The following is a 14,968-nucleotide window of genomic DNA, read 5'->3' as shown; positions in this document are numbered from 1 at the left end:
GGCCCGCCTAGCTTCGGGTGACGTTCTGCAGCACCGCCGTCCCCCGGAACACGTTCAGCCCGAACTGCCCGGACGCGATCTCACCGTCGCTCGCCGAGATCACCTGCTTCCCGTCCAGCCAGACCGTGAACTGCGCCCCGGCGGCCTTCACCTTCAGGTGGTAGCCGCGGTTCCGCTCGATCGGCGTCGGGTACGTCGCGATGTCCCGGCCCGGCCGCCACAGCTTCACCACTCCCGCGTCCGCGTCGATGTTCACCGTGTAGTGCCGGCTCGCGTCCTTCGACGCCCGGAACGTCAACGCCGCCGCGGTCCCGGACACCAGCCGAACGTCGCCGTCCAGCGTGAAGTCCGAGCCGGTGGCCTTGCTCAGGTAGAACGCGTCGCCCGACGCCTGCCCCTGCTTCCCGCCGGTCGTGTCCGTCCAGCTCCCCGCGGCCGGGTACCAGTCCCCCGCGATGTTCGTCTTCAACGTCGACTCGCCGGTCTGCTTCCAGCTCGACGCCAGCTCGTGAATCTTCAGCGACTCCAGCCGAACCTTGCCGTCGACAACCAGTTCGACACCGTCGCCGCCCGGCAGGCTGTCGAAGTTCACGTTGCGGCTCTGGTAGACCTCACCGTCGTTGCCGAAGACCTCCAGCTGCCCGCGATCCACCAGCAACCGCAGCTTCACCCGGCCCTTGTCCGCCGGCATCGGCGTACCGTCGAGCGTGCCCGCTGCAACGTCGTACAGGACGTCCCGGTCCGACCAGCCGTCCGGGCTCGTGTGCAACCGGAACCCGATCGACCGCGCCTGCCGAACATCGACCGACGCCTCGATCTCGTACGTGTCCGCCTGTACGCCGGCCAGCAGCCGCTTCGCGGAGTCCTTGTCCAGCGTCCTCCCGACCCACGACCGCGTCGACTCTCGCAGCCCGGCGATCTCCGGGACCGGCGTGCTCACCACCCGCGGCTGCCCGCCGATCGACCGCAGCCGCTGCTCGACCGGGAACGTCGCGTTGCCGGTCCAGCTCGTGCCCTGGTTCTGGCCCTGCCAGGCCATCGACACCACACGGTCCGTCGGCAGGTTCCCGAACGTGAGTGCCGCGTAGTACCCGGCGCCGGCGTACGTGTCGGTCTGGTTGATCTTGGCCGGCACCGGGTGCGCCGTCGAGAAGGTGCCGTTGGCAAACGTCCCGACGACGTACTCGCCGCTGCCGTCGCTCAGCACCCACCGGTGGCCGCCCTCGTACGGCATTCGCACCATGTCCGGGCACTCGAACAGCCAGTCGGCCTGGTAGCGGGAGGCGAACGTCCAGTCGAGCAGGTTCGCCGACGTGTAGAAGTCGGCGCCGTTGCCGCCCTGGTCGGACCAGACGACCATGCCCCAGCGCCGCGAGTCCGGGTCCCAGAACACCTTCGGGTCCCGGCTGGTCTTCGCCGGCGGCACCACGACCTTCTTGCCGTCGGCAAACGTCTTGAAGGTGTTGCCGCCGTCCAGGCTGTAGAAGACCGTGACGCCGTTCGTGCCCGAGTAGACGACGATCGGGTCGTCGTCGCCGGACTTCAACCCGGTCACGTTGTGGGTGTCGACAACGCCGCCACCCGACCACAGGTCCCCTGGATGGACGCCGGGTTCGAGCGCGATCGGCTTCTGCTGCCAGTGCACGAGATCGGTGCTGGTCGCGTGCCCCCAGTGCATGGTGTCCCAGGCCAGGCCGTGCGGGTTGTGCTGGTAGTAGAGGTGGTAGACGCCGCGGTAGTACAGCGGCGCGTTCACGTCGTTCATCCAGCCGCCGCGCGAGCTGAAGTGGAACTGGCCGCGGTTGTCCTCCTGGTAGTTGGTCACCGGGTACGGGAACTCGGGCTCGGGGACCTGCTGCACGCTGCTGCCCAGTACGCCGAGGAGCGCCGCTCCGACGGCGAGGGCCTTGAGGATCACCGGTCCCTCTCCTCGGCCGAATCATCAGCGACCGGTGCGGCGCAGACGAGCTGATCGGAGACATCCGGCGGAGCGTCCGGATCACCGATCCGCAGCGCGCCGGTCATCAGCGACACCACCTGACTCATCGACGCGTCGTCGGGCCGGACGACCGCCGCCCGCCGCCCGAGCCGGTGGATGTGGATCCGGTCGGCCAGCTCGAACACCTGCGGCATGTCGTGGCTGATCAGCACCACCGGCAGCCCACGGTCGCGGATCCGCCGGATCAGGTCGAGCACCAGCCGCGACTCCTTCACGCCGAGCGCGGCCGTCGGCTCGTCCATGATCACCATCCGGTTGCCGAACATCGCCGCCCGCGCGACCGCCACGGCCTGGCGCTGACCACCCGACAGGGTCTCGACGATCTGCCCGATGTGCTGCACGGTCTCGATGCCGAGGGCATCGAGCTGCTCCTGCGCCTGCCGCCGCATCGTCGGCTTGTCGAGCAGGCGGAGTACGCCGCCGAGCGGTCCCGGCCGGCGCAGTTCGCGCCCGAGGAACAGGTTGGTCGCGATGTCCATCGCCGGGGCGAGCGCGAGCGTCTGGTGCACGGTCTCGATCCCGGCCCGGCGCGCGTCCAGCGGCGAGTGGAACCGGGTCTCGTTGCCGTCGAGCAGGATCGTGCCCTCGTCCGGGACCAGCGCCCCGGACAGCGCCTTGATCAAGCTCGACTTGCCGGCGCCGTTGTCGCCGACGACGGCGAGCACCTCACCGGCGTACAGGTCGAAGTCGGCGCCGTCGATCGCGGTCACCCGGCCGTAGCGTTTGACGAGTCCGCGTGCTTGCAGTGCTGGTGTCGTCATCGGGACCTCCGGCGGGCGAGCTGGTCGAAGGCGACGGCGGCGATCACCAGTACGCCGGTCGCGACGTCCTGGTACAGGCTGTCGATCCCGGCCTGGGTCAGGCCGCTGCGCAGCACCGCGACGATCAGCGCCCCGACGACCGTGCCGAGCACGCTGCCGCGGCCGCCGAACAGGCTGGTGCCGCCGATCACGACCGCGGTGATGCTGTCCAGGTTGCCGGTCTGGAAGGCGTTCGGGTCCGCGTTCGGGATCCGGCCGAGCGCCTGCCAGGCGGCGAACGCGTAGATCACGCCGGCGATCAGGTACACGCTGAACCGGGTCCGGCCGACGTGGATCCCGGTCAGCCTGGCCGCCTCCGGATCGTTGCCCAGGGCATAGACGTGTTTGCCCCACGAGGTCTGCGTCAGCGCGTACCAGACCAGCGCGAACAGGACGACGGCCAGCGTCATCCCGTGCGTCACCTTGATCTGGCCGAACAGGTACCCGCCCTCACCGAGCACGTTGAGCACCGGATCGGTGACCGGCCAGGAGTTGCCCTGCGAGTACAACCGCCCGGCCGCCAGTACGACGGTCAGCATGCCGAGCGTCACGATGAACGGCGGCAGGTTGAGCCACGTCACCAGACCACCGGAGACGCCGCCGAGCAGGGCGCAGACGACGAACCCGACGATCAGCGCGAGCACCGGGCTGCTCCCCTCGGTCACCAACCGGGCGAACAGCATCGTGCCGAGCACCATGATCGCGGCGTTCGCCAGGTCGATCCCGCTGGTCAGCACGATCAGCGTCTGCCCGAGCGCCAGCGTGGCCACCACCAGCGACTGCTGCACGACCAGCGACAGGTTGTCGACCGACAGGAACGTGCTGGTGGTCAGGGAGAACACGATGATCGCGACGACCAGCGCGCCGAGCGGACCCAGGGCGGGGTTGTGGAGGAACGCTTCGGACGTCCGGCGACGGCCGGCGACTGCCGACGTACTCATGTCATCCCCAGCAATTCTGGGCGCCCCACGCGGTGTCCTTGCTGTCCAGGCCCGGCAGCGGCTTGTCCGTGATCAGCTGCGCGCCGGTGTCCTGGAACCCGCTCGGCTTCGTCCCGTCCTTGCTGAAGGCAACGACCGCGTCGACGCCCTGCTCGGCCATCTTCTTCGGGAACTGCATCACCGTCGCCAGGTACTTGCCGGCCTTCACGTCGGCCACGCCCTGACACCCACCGTCGATCGACCCGACCGCGACCTTCCCGGCCAGCCCCTTCGCCGTCAGTGCCGCTACCGCGCCGCGGGCGGCCGGCTCGTTCAGCGTGTAGACGGCGTTCACCGACGCGTCGCGCTGGAGCAGGTTCTCCATCGCGGCCTGCGCCTTGTTCTGGTCGCCGTTGGTCGGCGCCGCGCCGATGATCTCCGGCGCGCCGTCCTTCAGACCCATGCCCTGCAGGAACCCGCGGTGCCGCTGCTCGTCGACCGTTCCGCCCGGCGTACCGTCCATCAGCAGCACCTTCGGCGGCGTCTGGCCGAGCGTCGCCTTGACGTACTTGCCCTGCAGCTCGCCGGCGGTGGTGTTGTTCGTCGCGTACGTCGCGTCGACGGCGTCCTTCGGGTCGGTCTCGGTGTCGAGGGCGATCACCAGAACGCCCTTCTCCTTGGCCTGCTTGAGCGCGCCGAGGATGCCGGTCGAGTTGCTCGGCGTGATCAGGATGCCCTTCACGCCCTGCTGCACCAGGTTCTCGATCGCGGCGACCTGGCCCTCGTTGTCGCCGTCGAACTTGCCGGCCACCGCGATCACCTCGGCGTTCTGGGTGCCGGCGTGCGCCTTGGCCGACTCGCGGAGCTTGACGAAGTACGGGTTGGTGTCGGTCTTGGTGACCAGGCCGATCTTGACCGGCCCGGAGCTGTCACCGCCGGAGTCGCTGCCGGACTTGGTCGCGGTGCAGCCGGCGGCGCCGAGCACGGCGGCAGCGACCAGGACGGCCTGCCAGGCGTGCGGGCGAGGGGAACGGGACACTGGCACGGATCTGCCCTCCGGGGGATCTGGGCGGCGGTGTGAGTCGTGAAGCTAGACCCCGGCCGGCGGGCGGCGCACGCTTTGCGCAAAGCCTTGCGCAAAGCACGCTCGGCGACGACCATTCGACGGATGGTCACGATGACCGAGGTCGCGCACGCCGCCGGAGTCTCGGTCAGCACGGTCTCGCACGTGGTCAACGGCACCCGCCTGGTCGCACCGACGACCCGCGAACGGGTCCTCCGCGCGATGCGCGTCCTCGGCTACCAGCACCACCCGATCGCCCGCTCGCTGGCGGCGGGGTCGAACCAGACCATCGGGCTGGCACTGACCGCGGCCTCGAACCCGTACTGGGTCGAGCTGGTCCAGGGCATCGACGGCGAGGCGACCCGGGCCGGCCTGAACCTGATCATCGTGGACACCCGCGACGAGGCGCGGCACGAAGCCGCGGCGGTCGCGAACCTGCTCGCGCACCACATCGAGGGCCTGGTGATCGCACCGGCCGACGGCTGGCGCGACCTGACCCTTCCGATGCTGCGCGACCACCCGGTGCCGTACGTCGTCGTCGACCGCATCGACGCCGACCTCCGCGTCGACCAGGTCGGCGTGGAGAACGAGGCGTCCACCGCGGCGGTGGTCGACCACCTGATCTCGGTCGGCCACCGGCGCATCGGCCTGGTGGCCGGCATCCCCGGCCTGTCCACCAGCGCCGAACGCCTGCGCGGCTACCACCTGGCCCACCAACGAGCCGACCTCGCCGTCGACCCGGCCCTGGTCGTCGACGGCGCCTCCACCAGCGAAGGCGGCCGCAGAGCCACCTTCGCCCTGCTCGACCTCCCCGATCCCCCGACCGCGGTCTTTGCCGCGAACAACGACATGACCATCGGCACCCTGGCCGCCCTGAAGGCCGCCGGCATCAAGGTCCCCCGGGACCTGGCAGTAGCCGCCTTCGACGATTTCGCCTGGGCCGACCTCTTCAGCCCCGGCCTCACCACCGTCGCCCAGCCCTCCACCGCCATCGGCGCCCGCGCCGTCCAACTCCTCCTCCGCCGCATGCACGACCCCGACGCACCCCCACAAACCGTCAGACTCCCCGCCGAGATCATGCACCGGGAATCCTGCGGCTGCTCCCCCAAGACCTAGCCGGTGACGCCCGCGTGGCCGGTTTCCACGTGGCCGGTGAGGCGGCGGCGGTAGGTGGGGTCCTCGACGACGGTGAGCTCGACGTCGTACCAGCCCTTGTCGGTCGGCCAGGTGACGGACTTCGACTGCTTGCCGCGGAGGGTCTGGGTGAGGGAGTGACTGCCGTAGCCCTTGGACCTGAGCTTGACCGTGAGGGGCTTGCTGCTGCGGTTCTCCAGCTCGAGCCGAAGGTTGCCGTGGGCAAGTTCCAGGCGGACGTCGAGCCCGGCGGCGAGGCCTTCGGTGGTGCCGGCGAGCTCGGCCCAGAAGCGGTTCGGGCCCTGGACGGCGATCTCGAACGGGCCGTCGACCTCGATCGGGAGCGCCTTGACCGTGCGGACGTCGACGTGCTCAGGGGCCGCGAGCTCACCGGCGTACGGGTAGATCGCGAAGTGCGCGGCCGCGTCGCCGTCGTTGCCCAGCCGGAGCTTCAGTACGCCGTCGACGACCGCACCGGAGACCGACGGCTGGTACGGGAGCGGGCGCGCCGGGCGGCGACCGGGCTCCTGCAGCGGCAGCGCCTGATCGGCCGGCGGCGTCGGCTTCCACCGCGCGATCGGCGTGGGAACGGCACCGGGCCGGTCGACCGATGGTTGCCGGTAGCCCCGATCGAAGTCGAACGCCGAGGTGAGGTCGCCGCACGCCGTACGACGCCAGCTGCTGATGTTCGGCTCGCGGACCCCGGTCCACGTCTCCAGGAAACGGATCACCGAGGTGTGATCGAAGACCTGCGAGTTCACGTGCCCACCGATCGTCCACGGCGACACCACCGTCATCGGCACCCGCGGACCGAGCCCGATCGGCCGGCCGCCGAACCAGTCGTCGTCGTTGCCGGACACCGGCCGCGGCGCCACCGGCGGCGGCACGTGGTCGAAGTACCCGTCGTTCTCGTCGAAGTTGATCAGCAGCACGGTCTTCGACCAGACCTCCGGGTCCTCGGCGATCGCGTCGAGGAGGTCGTAGACCAGGTTCGCGCTGCCCACCGGCGTCGACGAGCCCGGGTGCTCGGAGTCGACCGCCGACGGCACCAGCCAGCTCACCTGCGGCAGCTTCCCGGACTTGACGTCCTTGCGCAGCCGCGGCACCAGCGACTCCGGCTCGGACCGGTACATCGCCTTCCGGAACAGCATCTGCTCCTTCTTCGGCAGCTTCTTCACCGCGGCGTCGAGCTGCTGCAGCGCGGTCGCGCGCTCCTCCGGCGTCTTGGCGAAGAGCTTGTCGTAGAACTCCTCGGTCGTCCGGTAGCCACCGGGCACGTTCGCCAGGATCCGGTGCCCGAGGTCCTTGAAGGTGCGGAAGTACTCGACCGCGTTGTCGGTGAAGTTGTCCCACTCCTGGTAGATCTGCCAGGACACGCCGGCCTTCTCCAGGCGCTCTGGGTACGCCGTCCAGTCGTAGCCCGCGTGCGCGTAGTCGTACGCCGCGTTGGTGACCGCGCGGTTCGCCGTACCGGGCTCGTAGCCGGTCGTCCCGGACCACAGGTAGTTACGGTTCGGGTTGGTCGAGCCGTTGACCGAGCAGTGGTAGGCGTCGCAGATCGTGAAGGTCTCGGCCAGCTCGTACTGCAGCGGGATGTCGCGGCGCTCGTAGTGGGTCATCGTGGCGGCGGTCTTGGCCGCCACCCAGTCGTCGTTCCAGCCGTTGCCCCAGGCCTGCGTCGCGTCGGTGAAACCGTGCGCGAGTGCGCCCAGGTACTGGATGTCGCCCGGGTCGCGCCCTTCGGCGGCGGCCGCCTCGCGGATCGAGAACGGCAGCACCTCACCGCCGGCCGCGATCGGCTGGTGGAACACGGACTTGCCGTTGCGCAGCCGCAGCGGCCGGCGGTCGCCGTACCCGCGCACCCCGCGCAACGTGCCGTAGTAGTGGTCGAAGGACCGGTTCTCCTGCATCAGCACGATCACGTGCTCGACGGCTTTCAGCCCACCCCTGCGCAACGGCTGCGCCATCGCGGTGTGCAGGGACGGCGGCAGCAGCGACAGAGCTGCTCCACCGGCGGCGGACCCCAGGACGAGACGGCGGGAAATCTCAGGCATGGCTGCAGCATCAAAGCACGAGGAGCTGCCTGAATGAACGGTTCAGAACGCCTTTGTGAAGTTCAGCCGTCCGCCCGGGGCGTGCCCGTACGGCGTGCGCCCCGCACGCCGTACGGGAGCTCTCAGCCGATCTTGACCGCGGTGACCTGCGCCTCGACCGTGATCTGGCCGCCGCCGAAGTCGCTGCGGTTCTCGTTGTAGCCGAAGCCGTACACCTTGATCGCCGTCGGGCCGGTGACAGTGACGGTCTTGGTGCTCGAACCGGTCAGCTCGACGAACCCGCCCTTGGAGACCGGGCTGCCCATGATCGTGCCGGCGTCGTCGGAGTCGCCCGTGCCGTAGCGCAGCACGAGGCTCGGGTAGGTCTCGGTCGTCGGCATCACGTAACCGGCCTCGTCCGCGTTCTTGCGGTCGAAGCTGGCCGAGGTGTTCACCAGGTAGGTCCCGGCGGCGGCCAGCGTCAGTTCACCGACCACGGTCTTGCGGCTCGCGAACGCGCCCCCGATGTTCGCGATCGCCTTCGGCGCGAACGTCACGGCGCCGCCCTTGCCGTTGCCGAGCTGCCTCTTCAGGTTCTCGTCGAGGCCGATCTCGTGGACCGACCCGTTGTAGACCGTGGTGAACCACTCGACCATGCCGGGGCCGAGGTTGTCGCCGTACACGCTGCCCTTGCCGAGGTGCCAGTTGGTGACGGCCCCCTTGGTGTTCGGGATCGCCCCGCCCGCGTCGCGCGCTCCCGGAGCCGACGGCTGCGGCGCCGACTGGGCCGCGTCCGCGGACGACATCACGAGGATGCCTCCACCTCCGGCCAGTGCCAGTGCCGAGATGCCCGCTACTGCCTTCTTCGTGATCCGCACGGTGATTCCCCTCCCAAGTTGACGGCCTCGTTGCCATCAACCCCCTCGATGCGGGCAGCACCGGAGAAGTTGCGTGAGTCATCCGTACGGCGCGTCGCGCTGGTTCTGTTTGGTGGGTTCACCCACCAAATGCGCCCTTGGCCCACCGGATTTCGGTGGGCCAAGGGGACATTTCGTGGGTCAACCCACGAAATGGGTGCGCCGCGAGGTGATCGCCCGGCCCGAGCGGTCAGCTCGGCTGGCGCCGAGCCAGTACGGCGTCGCGAAGACCCTCGAGGACCTGCTCGGTGGTGTCCCAGCCCAGGCAGGCGTCGGTGATCGACTGGCCGTACGTGAGCTCGTGGCCCGGCTCCAGGTTCTGCCGGCCCTCGACCAGGAACGACTCCAGCATCACGCCCACGACCGCTTTGTTGCCCGCGGCCACCTGCGCGCCGATCTCGGCGGCGACCTGCGGCTGGCGGCGGTGGTCCTTGCGGGAGTTCCCGTGGCTCGCGTCGATGACGACCCGCTCGGGCAGACCGGCCTTGCGCAGCAGCTCCCGCGCGCCGGCGACCGACTCGGCGTCGTAGTTCGGGCCCGCGTCGGAGCCGCGCAGCACCAGGTGGCAGTCCGGGTTGCCGCGGGTGTGCAGGATCGCCGGCGTGCCGTCGTGCGCGATCCCGGTGAACACGTGAGGTACGGCGGCCGCGTTGATCGCGTCGACCGCCGTACCGATGCTTCCGTCGGGACGGTTCTTCATCCCGATCGGCATCGACAGGCCCGACGACAGCTGCCGGTGCACCTGCGACTCGACGGTCCGGGCGCCGATCGCGCCCCAGCCGACGGTGTCCGCGATGTACTGCGGGGTGATCGGGTCGAGGAACTCGCACCCGACCGGCAGCCCCTGCGCGAGCACCTCGAGCAGCAGCTTGCGGGCGATCCGGAGCCCGGAGTTCACGTCACCGGAGCCGTTGAGGCCCGGGTCGTTGATCAGGCCCTTCCAGCCCAGCGTGGAGCGCGGCTTCTCGAAGTACACCCGCATCACCACGAGCAGCCCGTCGGAGAGCCGCTCGGCGACCGGGCGCAGGCGCTCGGCGTACTCGAGGGCGGCGTCGGCGTCGTGCACCGAGCACGGCCCGACGACGACCAGGAGCCGGTCGTCGGTGCCGTTCAGTACGTCGGCGACCGCGTCACGGCCTTGGACGACGACCTTCGCCAGGTCGTCGGTCAGCGGCAGCTCGGCGTGCAACGCCTGCGGGGTGACGAGCGGGACCGTCTTCTCGATCCGGCGATCGACGACCGGGGACGGACCTGCCTGCAGCGGCTGGGTGTTCATCACGGGGAGACCTTTCCGCCGGCGACCGAACCCGAAGCCAGTGCCGGCTGACATGAGAAAAGGCAAGGACGGATGTCCTTGCCTCGTGCCGGCTCTGGGTGTTGCGTCGGGGCGTCAGCGATCGGCTGAGTCGCCCGGCACCAGGGCCGGCCACTCAAAAAACCGCCAATAGCAACGCTTCACATGACAGAGCGTAGCACCTGGGTCCGGCGGCTTCGTGGGTCCGGCGGCTTCGTGGGTCGGGCGGATCCACTGGCGCGCCCGGATCCGGTCTTCAGGCATCCGCAGCTCGTGCCGAGTTCCTCGGTCGATGTCCACGCTGTGTACGCGCGCCAACACGCCCCGCCCGAATCCCGTGGCGCGCCCGGGCCGGGGCGTGGTTGTCTCCTCAGGTGTCCATCAGACTCGCCGGACCCGGCGAACTCCCGCTGCTGCAAGCGCTCGAAACCTCCGGCGGTGAACTGTTCCGCCGGATCGGCATGACCGACGTCGCCGACCACGCGCCGCCGCCCCTGCACGTCCTGCGCACCTACCAGCGCGCCGGCCGCGCCTGGGTGACCGTCGACGCCGGTAACCAACCGGTTGGATACATCCTGGCCAAGGTGGTCGACGGCGCCGCCCACATCGAACAGGTCACCGTCCACCCCGACCACCAGCGCCAGGGCCTGGGCCGCGCCTTGATCGAGACCGTCGACCGCTGGGCAGCCGAGCAGCAACTGCCGGCGCTGACCCTGAGCACCTTCCGTGACGTCGCCTGGAACGCGCCGTACTACGCGGGCCTGGGCTTCGTCCCGCTGGCCGAGGACGAGTTGACCCCGGGCCTGCTGGAACTTCGCACGGAGGAAACCGCGATCGGCCTCGCGCCGGCCGACCGGGTCTTCATGCGCCGCGCCACCCGCTGACGGGTCTTCGTACGCCGCGCCACCCGCTGACGGGTCTTCGTACGCCGCACCAGTCGCCGGCCGCGTCAGCACCCCGCCCAGCAGCGCCGTACGGACGTTGTCTTCCAGCGCCGCCGGCGGCTGACCCGATCCCGCGGCCGTACGCCGTACCGGCTGGGACGGATACGGCCAGCGGGTGAGACCCAGCTGTCCCAGCAGTAACCGGGGTGGGAGGTGGGTCGTTGAGGGTCGCAACAACATGTCGAGGCATCTAAGGGGTCGAAGTACGGTGGCGAGTCCGCTCGGGGGTCTGGTTCGGCACAGTGGGTTCCGGCGCGGAGCGGGCCGGTGATTCCGCGGACGTTCGAGCTGGTCCGGCACCGGGACCTCAGCGGCGTCTCGGGGACCGGAGTGGTCGCCGAGGGGTGCGTGTTCACCGACGGTTCGGTGGCGTTGCGGTGGCGAGGCAACAATCCCGCGACGGCGGTCTGGCCCGACCTCGACTCGGTCCTCGCCGTCCACGGCCACCACGGCGCGACGGAAGTCCACTGGCTGGAGAGCTGGACGGAGCCCTCCACGCCTTTGGACCCGCCACAGCTCGAAACCCGACCCCCGTTGGGCAAACGCGGCGCCAGGCCGCTCCAGGACTTCCACAACGCGCCTCCGCCCGCCTACCCCTCGTCCCTCGACGAGCTCGACGGCAGTACGCCGTCGCAGGGCATCACCGACCGCCCGGACGGACGAGGAGAACGCCGAGCAGGAACCGAGGCGGCCCGGTCGCCACTCGACGGCCCGACCGTCCTGCCCAGGCTCGCTGGGCTCGACTACCCGGCTCCCCTCGACTACCCGGACCCTCTCGACGACGGCACCGCCTCCGGTGACGGGTCCGCGCCGGGCGAGTTCGACGGGACCGACGCCGACGATCGGGCCGCGCTGGACGAGCTGTTCGGCGTACAGCACGCGGTCCGGCCGCCGGGTGGGCCGGTGGATCCGTTGCAGGGTGGGCACGTCCGGGGCTGGTCCGGCGCTCGGCACCTGCGATGAGGGCGACACCACGCGGATCGCGACACGAAGCTGCCGAGTCAGGTAGAACAGGCTCGTGATCCAGATCTACCTGGTGCGGCACGGGGCACCGGACTACGAACCGGTGGAAGGCCGCGGCTGGCCGGGCATGGCCGCCGACTCGGCTCCGCTCAGCACCGAAGGCGTCAAGCAGGCCGAGACCCTCGCGGACCTGCTCAGCGGCATCGGCGCGACGTACCTGGTCAGCTCGCCGTTCACCCGTGCCCTGCAGAGCGCCTCGATCATCGGCCACCGGCTCGCGCTCGGCGTGAAGGTCGACTACGACCTGCGCGACTGGCTGCCGAACAGCACGGGCACCTGGCGCGGCGTCGCCGACGTACGGGCTGCTCAGGCGGAGCTCGACGAGTACGACGGCGAGTGGCCCGACGGCATCCCGCGCCCGTGGGAGCCGTTGTCGGCGGTCCGCGAACGCGCCCGCGCCGCGATCACCCGCCACACCGCGAGCACCGACGGCCCGGTCCTCGCGATCACCCACGCGATGGTCGTCCGGGCTCTCACCGGCACCAAGGACCTCCCCCACGGCTCCCACGAGTACTACCGCTACGACGCCACCGACAACTCGTGAGCCGCTTGGATCGACAACCCGCCGAGGCGTACGACTTCCCGGCGAGCTACGAAACGTACCGGGGCCGCCGGGACGCGGGTGCGCGCCCCGCGTCGCGCCGGGGTGTGGTGCGCCGGTGACGAAGGAGATTTCACTCGGGCGGACGCTGGTGGTGATTGCCGCCGGTGGGATCGTCGGCTCGCTGGCCCGGTACGGGCTGGCCGAGCTCTGGCCGCATCAGCTGGGCGGGTTCCCGTGGGCGACGTTCGTGACCAACGTCGCCGGGTGCTTCCTGATCGGTGCGCTGCTGGCCCGGATCACCCCGCAGACGCACCAGCTGCTCCGGCCGTTTCTCGGAACCGGAGTGCTCGGCGGGTTCACGACGTTCTCGACGTTTGCCGTCGACACCGACCGGTTGCTGCCCGACCATGCGATCGTTGCCCTGGTCTACTTCTTCGGCACGCTCGCGGCCGCCCTCGTCGCGGTCTGGGCCGGGGACCGGGTGGCCCGATGAATCTCCTGCTCGTCGCCGTCGGCGCGGCCGTCGGCGCGCCGCTGCGGTTTCTCACCGACCGGTACGTCGTCGCGCGGATCCTGCACGGCGCCAGACCGTTTCCGTGGGGGACGCTGACGGTCAATGTGCTCGGCAGCTTCGTGCTCGGCCTGCTGACCGGCGTCACCGACCACACGACGACGCTCCTGCTGGGCGTCGGCTTCTGCGGCGCGTTCACGACGTACAGCACGTTCTCCGCCGAGACCCTGCAGCTCGCTCGCTCCGGCAACCGCACGGGCGCGGCGCTCAACGCCGTACTCAATCTCGGCCTCGGCCTCGCCGCCGCGATCCTCGGCACGACGATCACCTAGAAACACGCTCTAGCCCGGGCGGACCGCCGTGACCAGCGCGTTCACCGCGTCCGCGAGCGAGTTCACCCAGCCGGCCGGCTTGCCGACCGCCTGCCAGCCCGGGCCGCCGATCACCATCGCGTACGACGGCCGCGTGCGCACCAGAGTCTTCAACGCGGCCAGGTCCGCCGTCTCCGGCGCGCTCGACCACACGAACACCGCCGCCGGCCGGACCCGGCTGACGGCCGTCGACAGCGACGCGACCGGCGTCGCCGCCCCCAGCGTCCGGACCTTCACCCCTTGCTCGGCCAGCGCCGCCGCGAGTGCCAGCAGCGGCAGCGCGTGGTCCTCCCGCTCCAGGCACGCCAGTACGACGGGACGCTCCTCGTCGTCCGGCCGGTTCCGCTCGACCGCGCGACGCGTGTGGTACCGCAGGCCGCCCGCGACCGCGTCCGACGCGAGGTGCTCGACCTCGACGCACGCGCCGGTGCGTTCCCACTGGTCGCCGACCTCGACGAGCAGCGGCATCAACCGGTTCGTCCAGGCCTCGACGGCGCCGGACCGGTCGAGGCTGCGGGCAACTTCGTGCGTGAGCCGCTCGGCGTCCATCGCGTTCGCCAGCGAGAACAGGTCCGCGGGCGGCTTCGAAGGCTCGCGCCGGGCCCGCGCCGACGGCTGAAAGGTTGCCGCGGCAGGCTTCTGCGGGCCCGGGGCAACCGACGTGGCGGATGTCACAGCCGGTGACGACACCGGGAAGCTGCGGTCGCGGACCTCCGCCGCGGCCTCGGCCGTCGGCACCCCCTGGTCGACCAGTCGCAGCATCGCGCGCAACCGGGCCAGGTCCTCCGCGTCGTACCGGCGGTGACCGCCTGTACTGCGGGCGCTCGGGCTCAGTCCGTACCGGCGTTCCCAGCTGCGCAGGGTCGGCGCGGCGATGCCCAGACGGCGTGCGGCGGCCCCGACGGTGAGGGTTTCCGAGGCGGGTGGCACGGCCTTCATCATGCCCGTTTCAGCTCCCGAGAGGAGGCAATTGCGCGCCGTTTCGCCAAGGGCCGATAACGAATCGACCGAAGTTCGAGACGACAAGGGTTGAACTACGCATGAGTTGAGCATAGTTTTCACCGAGCGCCCGTCCGCGCTCACGGTGAGTCAAGGAGGTTGCCATGTCGAGAGGGATGCCTCGCCTACCCCGCCCGCTCATGGATTTGTGGGACTGGCAGTCGCAAGCCGCTTGCCGCGACGTCAACCCGGAGCTGTTCTTCTCCCCCGAATCGGAGCGTGGCGTCCGCAAACGCGCGCGCGAGATGGTGGCGAAGTCACTCTGCGGTACCTGCCCGGTCCAGCCCGAGTGCCGTCAGCACGCACTCTCCGTCGGAGAGCCGTACGGCGTCTGGGGCGGGACCACGGAATCCGAGCGGGACAACAACGTCGTACTCGCCGAGCACAGGAAGTCCGCCTGACGGCCGCCGGGTGAC

At 70.3% G+C, this 14,968-nt stretch carries 15 protein-coding genes; 7 read left to right on the top strand and 8 right to left on the bottom strand.

Features of this window, described 5'->3' with window-relative positions; all coding sequences use genetic code 11:
• Positions 1 to 7: 7 nt before the first annotated feature.
• Genes ACLQ2O_RS29250 through ACLQ2O_RS29235 form a run of 4 tightly spaced genes read right to left on the bottom strand, consistent with a single transcriptional unit; the run spans position 8 to position 4,758 of the window.
• Positions 8 to 1,918: a GH32 C-terminal domain-containing protein gene (locus tag ACLQ2O_RS29250; protein ID WP_425837436.1), complete on the bottom strand. Its 1,911-nt coding sequence runs from the start codon at positions 1,916 to 1,918 to the stop codon at positions 8 to 10.
• Entirely contained in the window at positions 1,915 to 2,760 is an 846-nt protein-coding gene (locus ACLQ2O_RS29245; RefSeq protein WP_425837433.1) for an ATP-binding cassette domain-containing protein, read from the bottom strand. The genes ACLQ2O_RS29250 and ACLQ2O_RS29245 overlap by 4 nt, the downstream gene beginning before the upstream one ends.
• On the bottom strand, positions 2,757 to 3,740 hold the full coding sequence (locus tag ACLQ2O_RS29240) for an ABC transporter permease (RefSeq protein WP_425837430.1): 984 nt from the start codon (positions 3,738 to 3,740) through the stop codon (positions 2,757 to 2,759). Before ACLQ2O_RS29240 ends, ACLQ2O_RS29245 begins: the two co-directional genes overlap by 4 nt.
• A 1-nt stretch (position 3,741) precedes the next feature.
• Entirely contained in the window at positions 3,742 to 4,758 is a 1,017-nt protein-coding gene (locus ACLQ2O_RS29235; protein WP_425837428.1) for a substrate-binding domain-containing protein, read from the bottom strand.
• Positions 4,759 to 4,887: 129 nt separating this feature from the next.
• Here ACLQ2O_RS29235 and ACLQ2O_RS29230 point away from each other — a divergent pair, with 129 nt between their 5' ends.
• A complete protein-coding gene (locus ACLQ2O_RS29230) occupies positions 4,888 to 5,898 on the top strand; it encodes a LacI family DNA-binding transcriptional regulator (RefSeq protein WP_425837425.1) in 1,011 nt (336 codons plus the stop codon).
• Here ACLQ2O_RS29230 and ACLQ2O_RS29225 read toward each other — a convergent pair.
• The 3 genes from ACLQ2O_RS29225 to ACLQ2O_RS29215 all read right to left on the bottom strand — a co-directional run bounded on the left by ACLQ2O_RS29225 (position 5,895) and on the right by ACLQ2O_RS29215 (position 10,142).
• On the bottom strand, positions 5,895 to 7,970 hold the full coding sequence (locus ACLQ2O_RS29225) for a phosphocholine-specific phospholipase C (protein WP_425837422.1): 2,076 nt from the start codon (positions 7,968 to 7,970) through the stop codon (positions 5,895 to 5,897). The genes ACLQ2O_RS29230 and ACLQ2O_RS29225 overlap by 4 nt on opposite strands.
• 122 nt (positions 7,971 to 8,092) lie before the next feature.
• A complete protein-coding gene (locus tag ACLQ2O_RS29220) occupies positions 8,093 to 8,827 on the bottom strand; it encodes a hypothetical protein (RefSeq protein WP_425837419.1) in 735 nt (244 codons plus the stop codon).
• 229 nt (positions 8,828 to 9,056) lie between these two features.
• On the bottom strand, positions 9,057 to 10,142 hold the full coding sequence (locus tag ACLQ2O_RS29215) for a 3-deoxy-7-phosphoheptulonate synthase (RefSeq protein ID WP_425837416.1): 1,086 nt from the start codon (positions 10,140 to 10,142) through the stop codon (positions 9,057 to 9,059).
• 392 nt (positions 10,143 to 10,534) lie between these two features.
• Between ACLQ2O_RS29215 and ACLQ2O_RS29210 the strand changes: the two genes are divergently transcribed.
• The 5 genes from ACLQ2O_RS29210 to crcB all read left to right on the top strand — a co-directional run bounded on the left by ACLQ2O_RS29210 (position 10,535) and on the right by crcB (position 13,514).
• Complete coding sequence (locus tag ACLQ2O_RS29210) at positions 10,535 to 11,044, top strand: GNAT family N-acetyltransferase (RefSeq protein ID WP_425837413.1); 510 nt, start codon at positions 10,535 to 10,537, stop codon at positions 11,042 to 11,044.
• Positions 11,045 to 11,371: 327 nt separating this feature from the next.
• Positions 11,372 to 12,067 (top strand): hypothetical protein, encoded by a 696-nt coding sequence (locus ACLQ2O_RS29205; RefSeq protein ID WP_425837410.1) that lies wholly within the window; start codon positions 11,372 to 11,374, stop codon positions 12,065 to 12,067.
• A gap of 55 nt (positions 12,068 to 12,122) precedes the next feature.
• Positions 12,123 to 12,671 carry a histidine phosphatase family protein gene (locus ACLQ2O_RS29200; RefSeq protein ID WP_425837407.1) on the top strand — a complete coding sequence of 183 codons (549 nt, stop codon included), beginning with the start codon at positions 12,123 to 12,125 and terminating at the stop codon, positions 12,669 to 12,671.
• A 115-nt stretch (positions 12,672 to 12,786) separates the two neighbouring features.
• The gene (locus ACLQ2O_RS29195) at positions 12,787 to 13,164 is read left to right on the top strand and encodes a fluoride efflux transporter FluC (protein ID WP_425837404.1); all 378 of its coding nucleotides are present in this window, start codon (positions 12,787 to 12,789) and stop codon (positions 13,162 to 13,164) included.
• Positions 13,161 to 13,514 (top strand): fluoride efflux transporter CrcB, encoded by a 354-nt coding sequence (gene crcB / locus ACLQ2O_RS29190; protein ID WP_425837401.1) that lies wholly within the window; start codon positions 13,161 to 13,163, stop codon positions 13,512 to 13,514. Before ACLQ2O_RS29195 ends, crcB begins: the two co-directional genes overlap by 4 nt.
• A 9-nt stretch (positions 13,515 to 13,523) precedes the next feature.
• Here crcB and ACLQ2O_RS29185 read toward each other — a convergent pair whose 3' ends face one another.
• Positions 13,524 to 14,495: a MerR family transcriptional regulator gene (locus ACLQ2O_RS29185; RefSeq protein WP_425837398.1), complete on the bottom strand. Its 972-nt coding sequence runs from the start codon at positions 14,493 to 14,495 to the stop codon at positions 13,524 to 13,526.
• Positions 14,496 to 14,692: 197 nt separating this feature from the next.
• On the opposite strand from ACLQ2O_RS29185, the gene ACLQ2O_RS29180 reads away from it, so the two are divergent.
• Positions 14,693 to 14,953 (top strand): WhiB family transcriptional regulator, encoded by a 261-nt coding sequence (locus tag ACLQ2O_RS29180; RefSeq protein ID WP_344168677.1) that lies wholly within the window; start codon positions 14,693 to 14,695, stop codon positions 14,951 to 14,953.
• Positions 14,954 to 14,968 lie beyond the last annotated feature (15 nt).

This window comes from Kribbella sp. DT2 (genome assembly GCF_049844575.1).
In the GTDB taxonomy this organism is placed as follows: Bacteria; Actinomycetota; Actinomycetes; order Propionibacteriales; family Kribbellaceae; genus Kribbella.
This window is presented reverse-complemented; position numbering and strand designations above follow the sequence as displayed.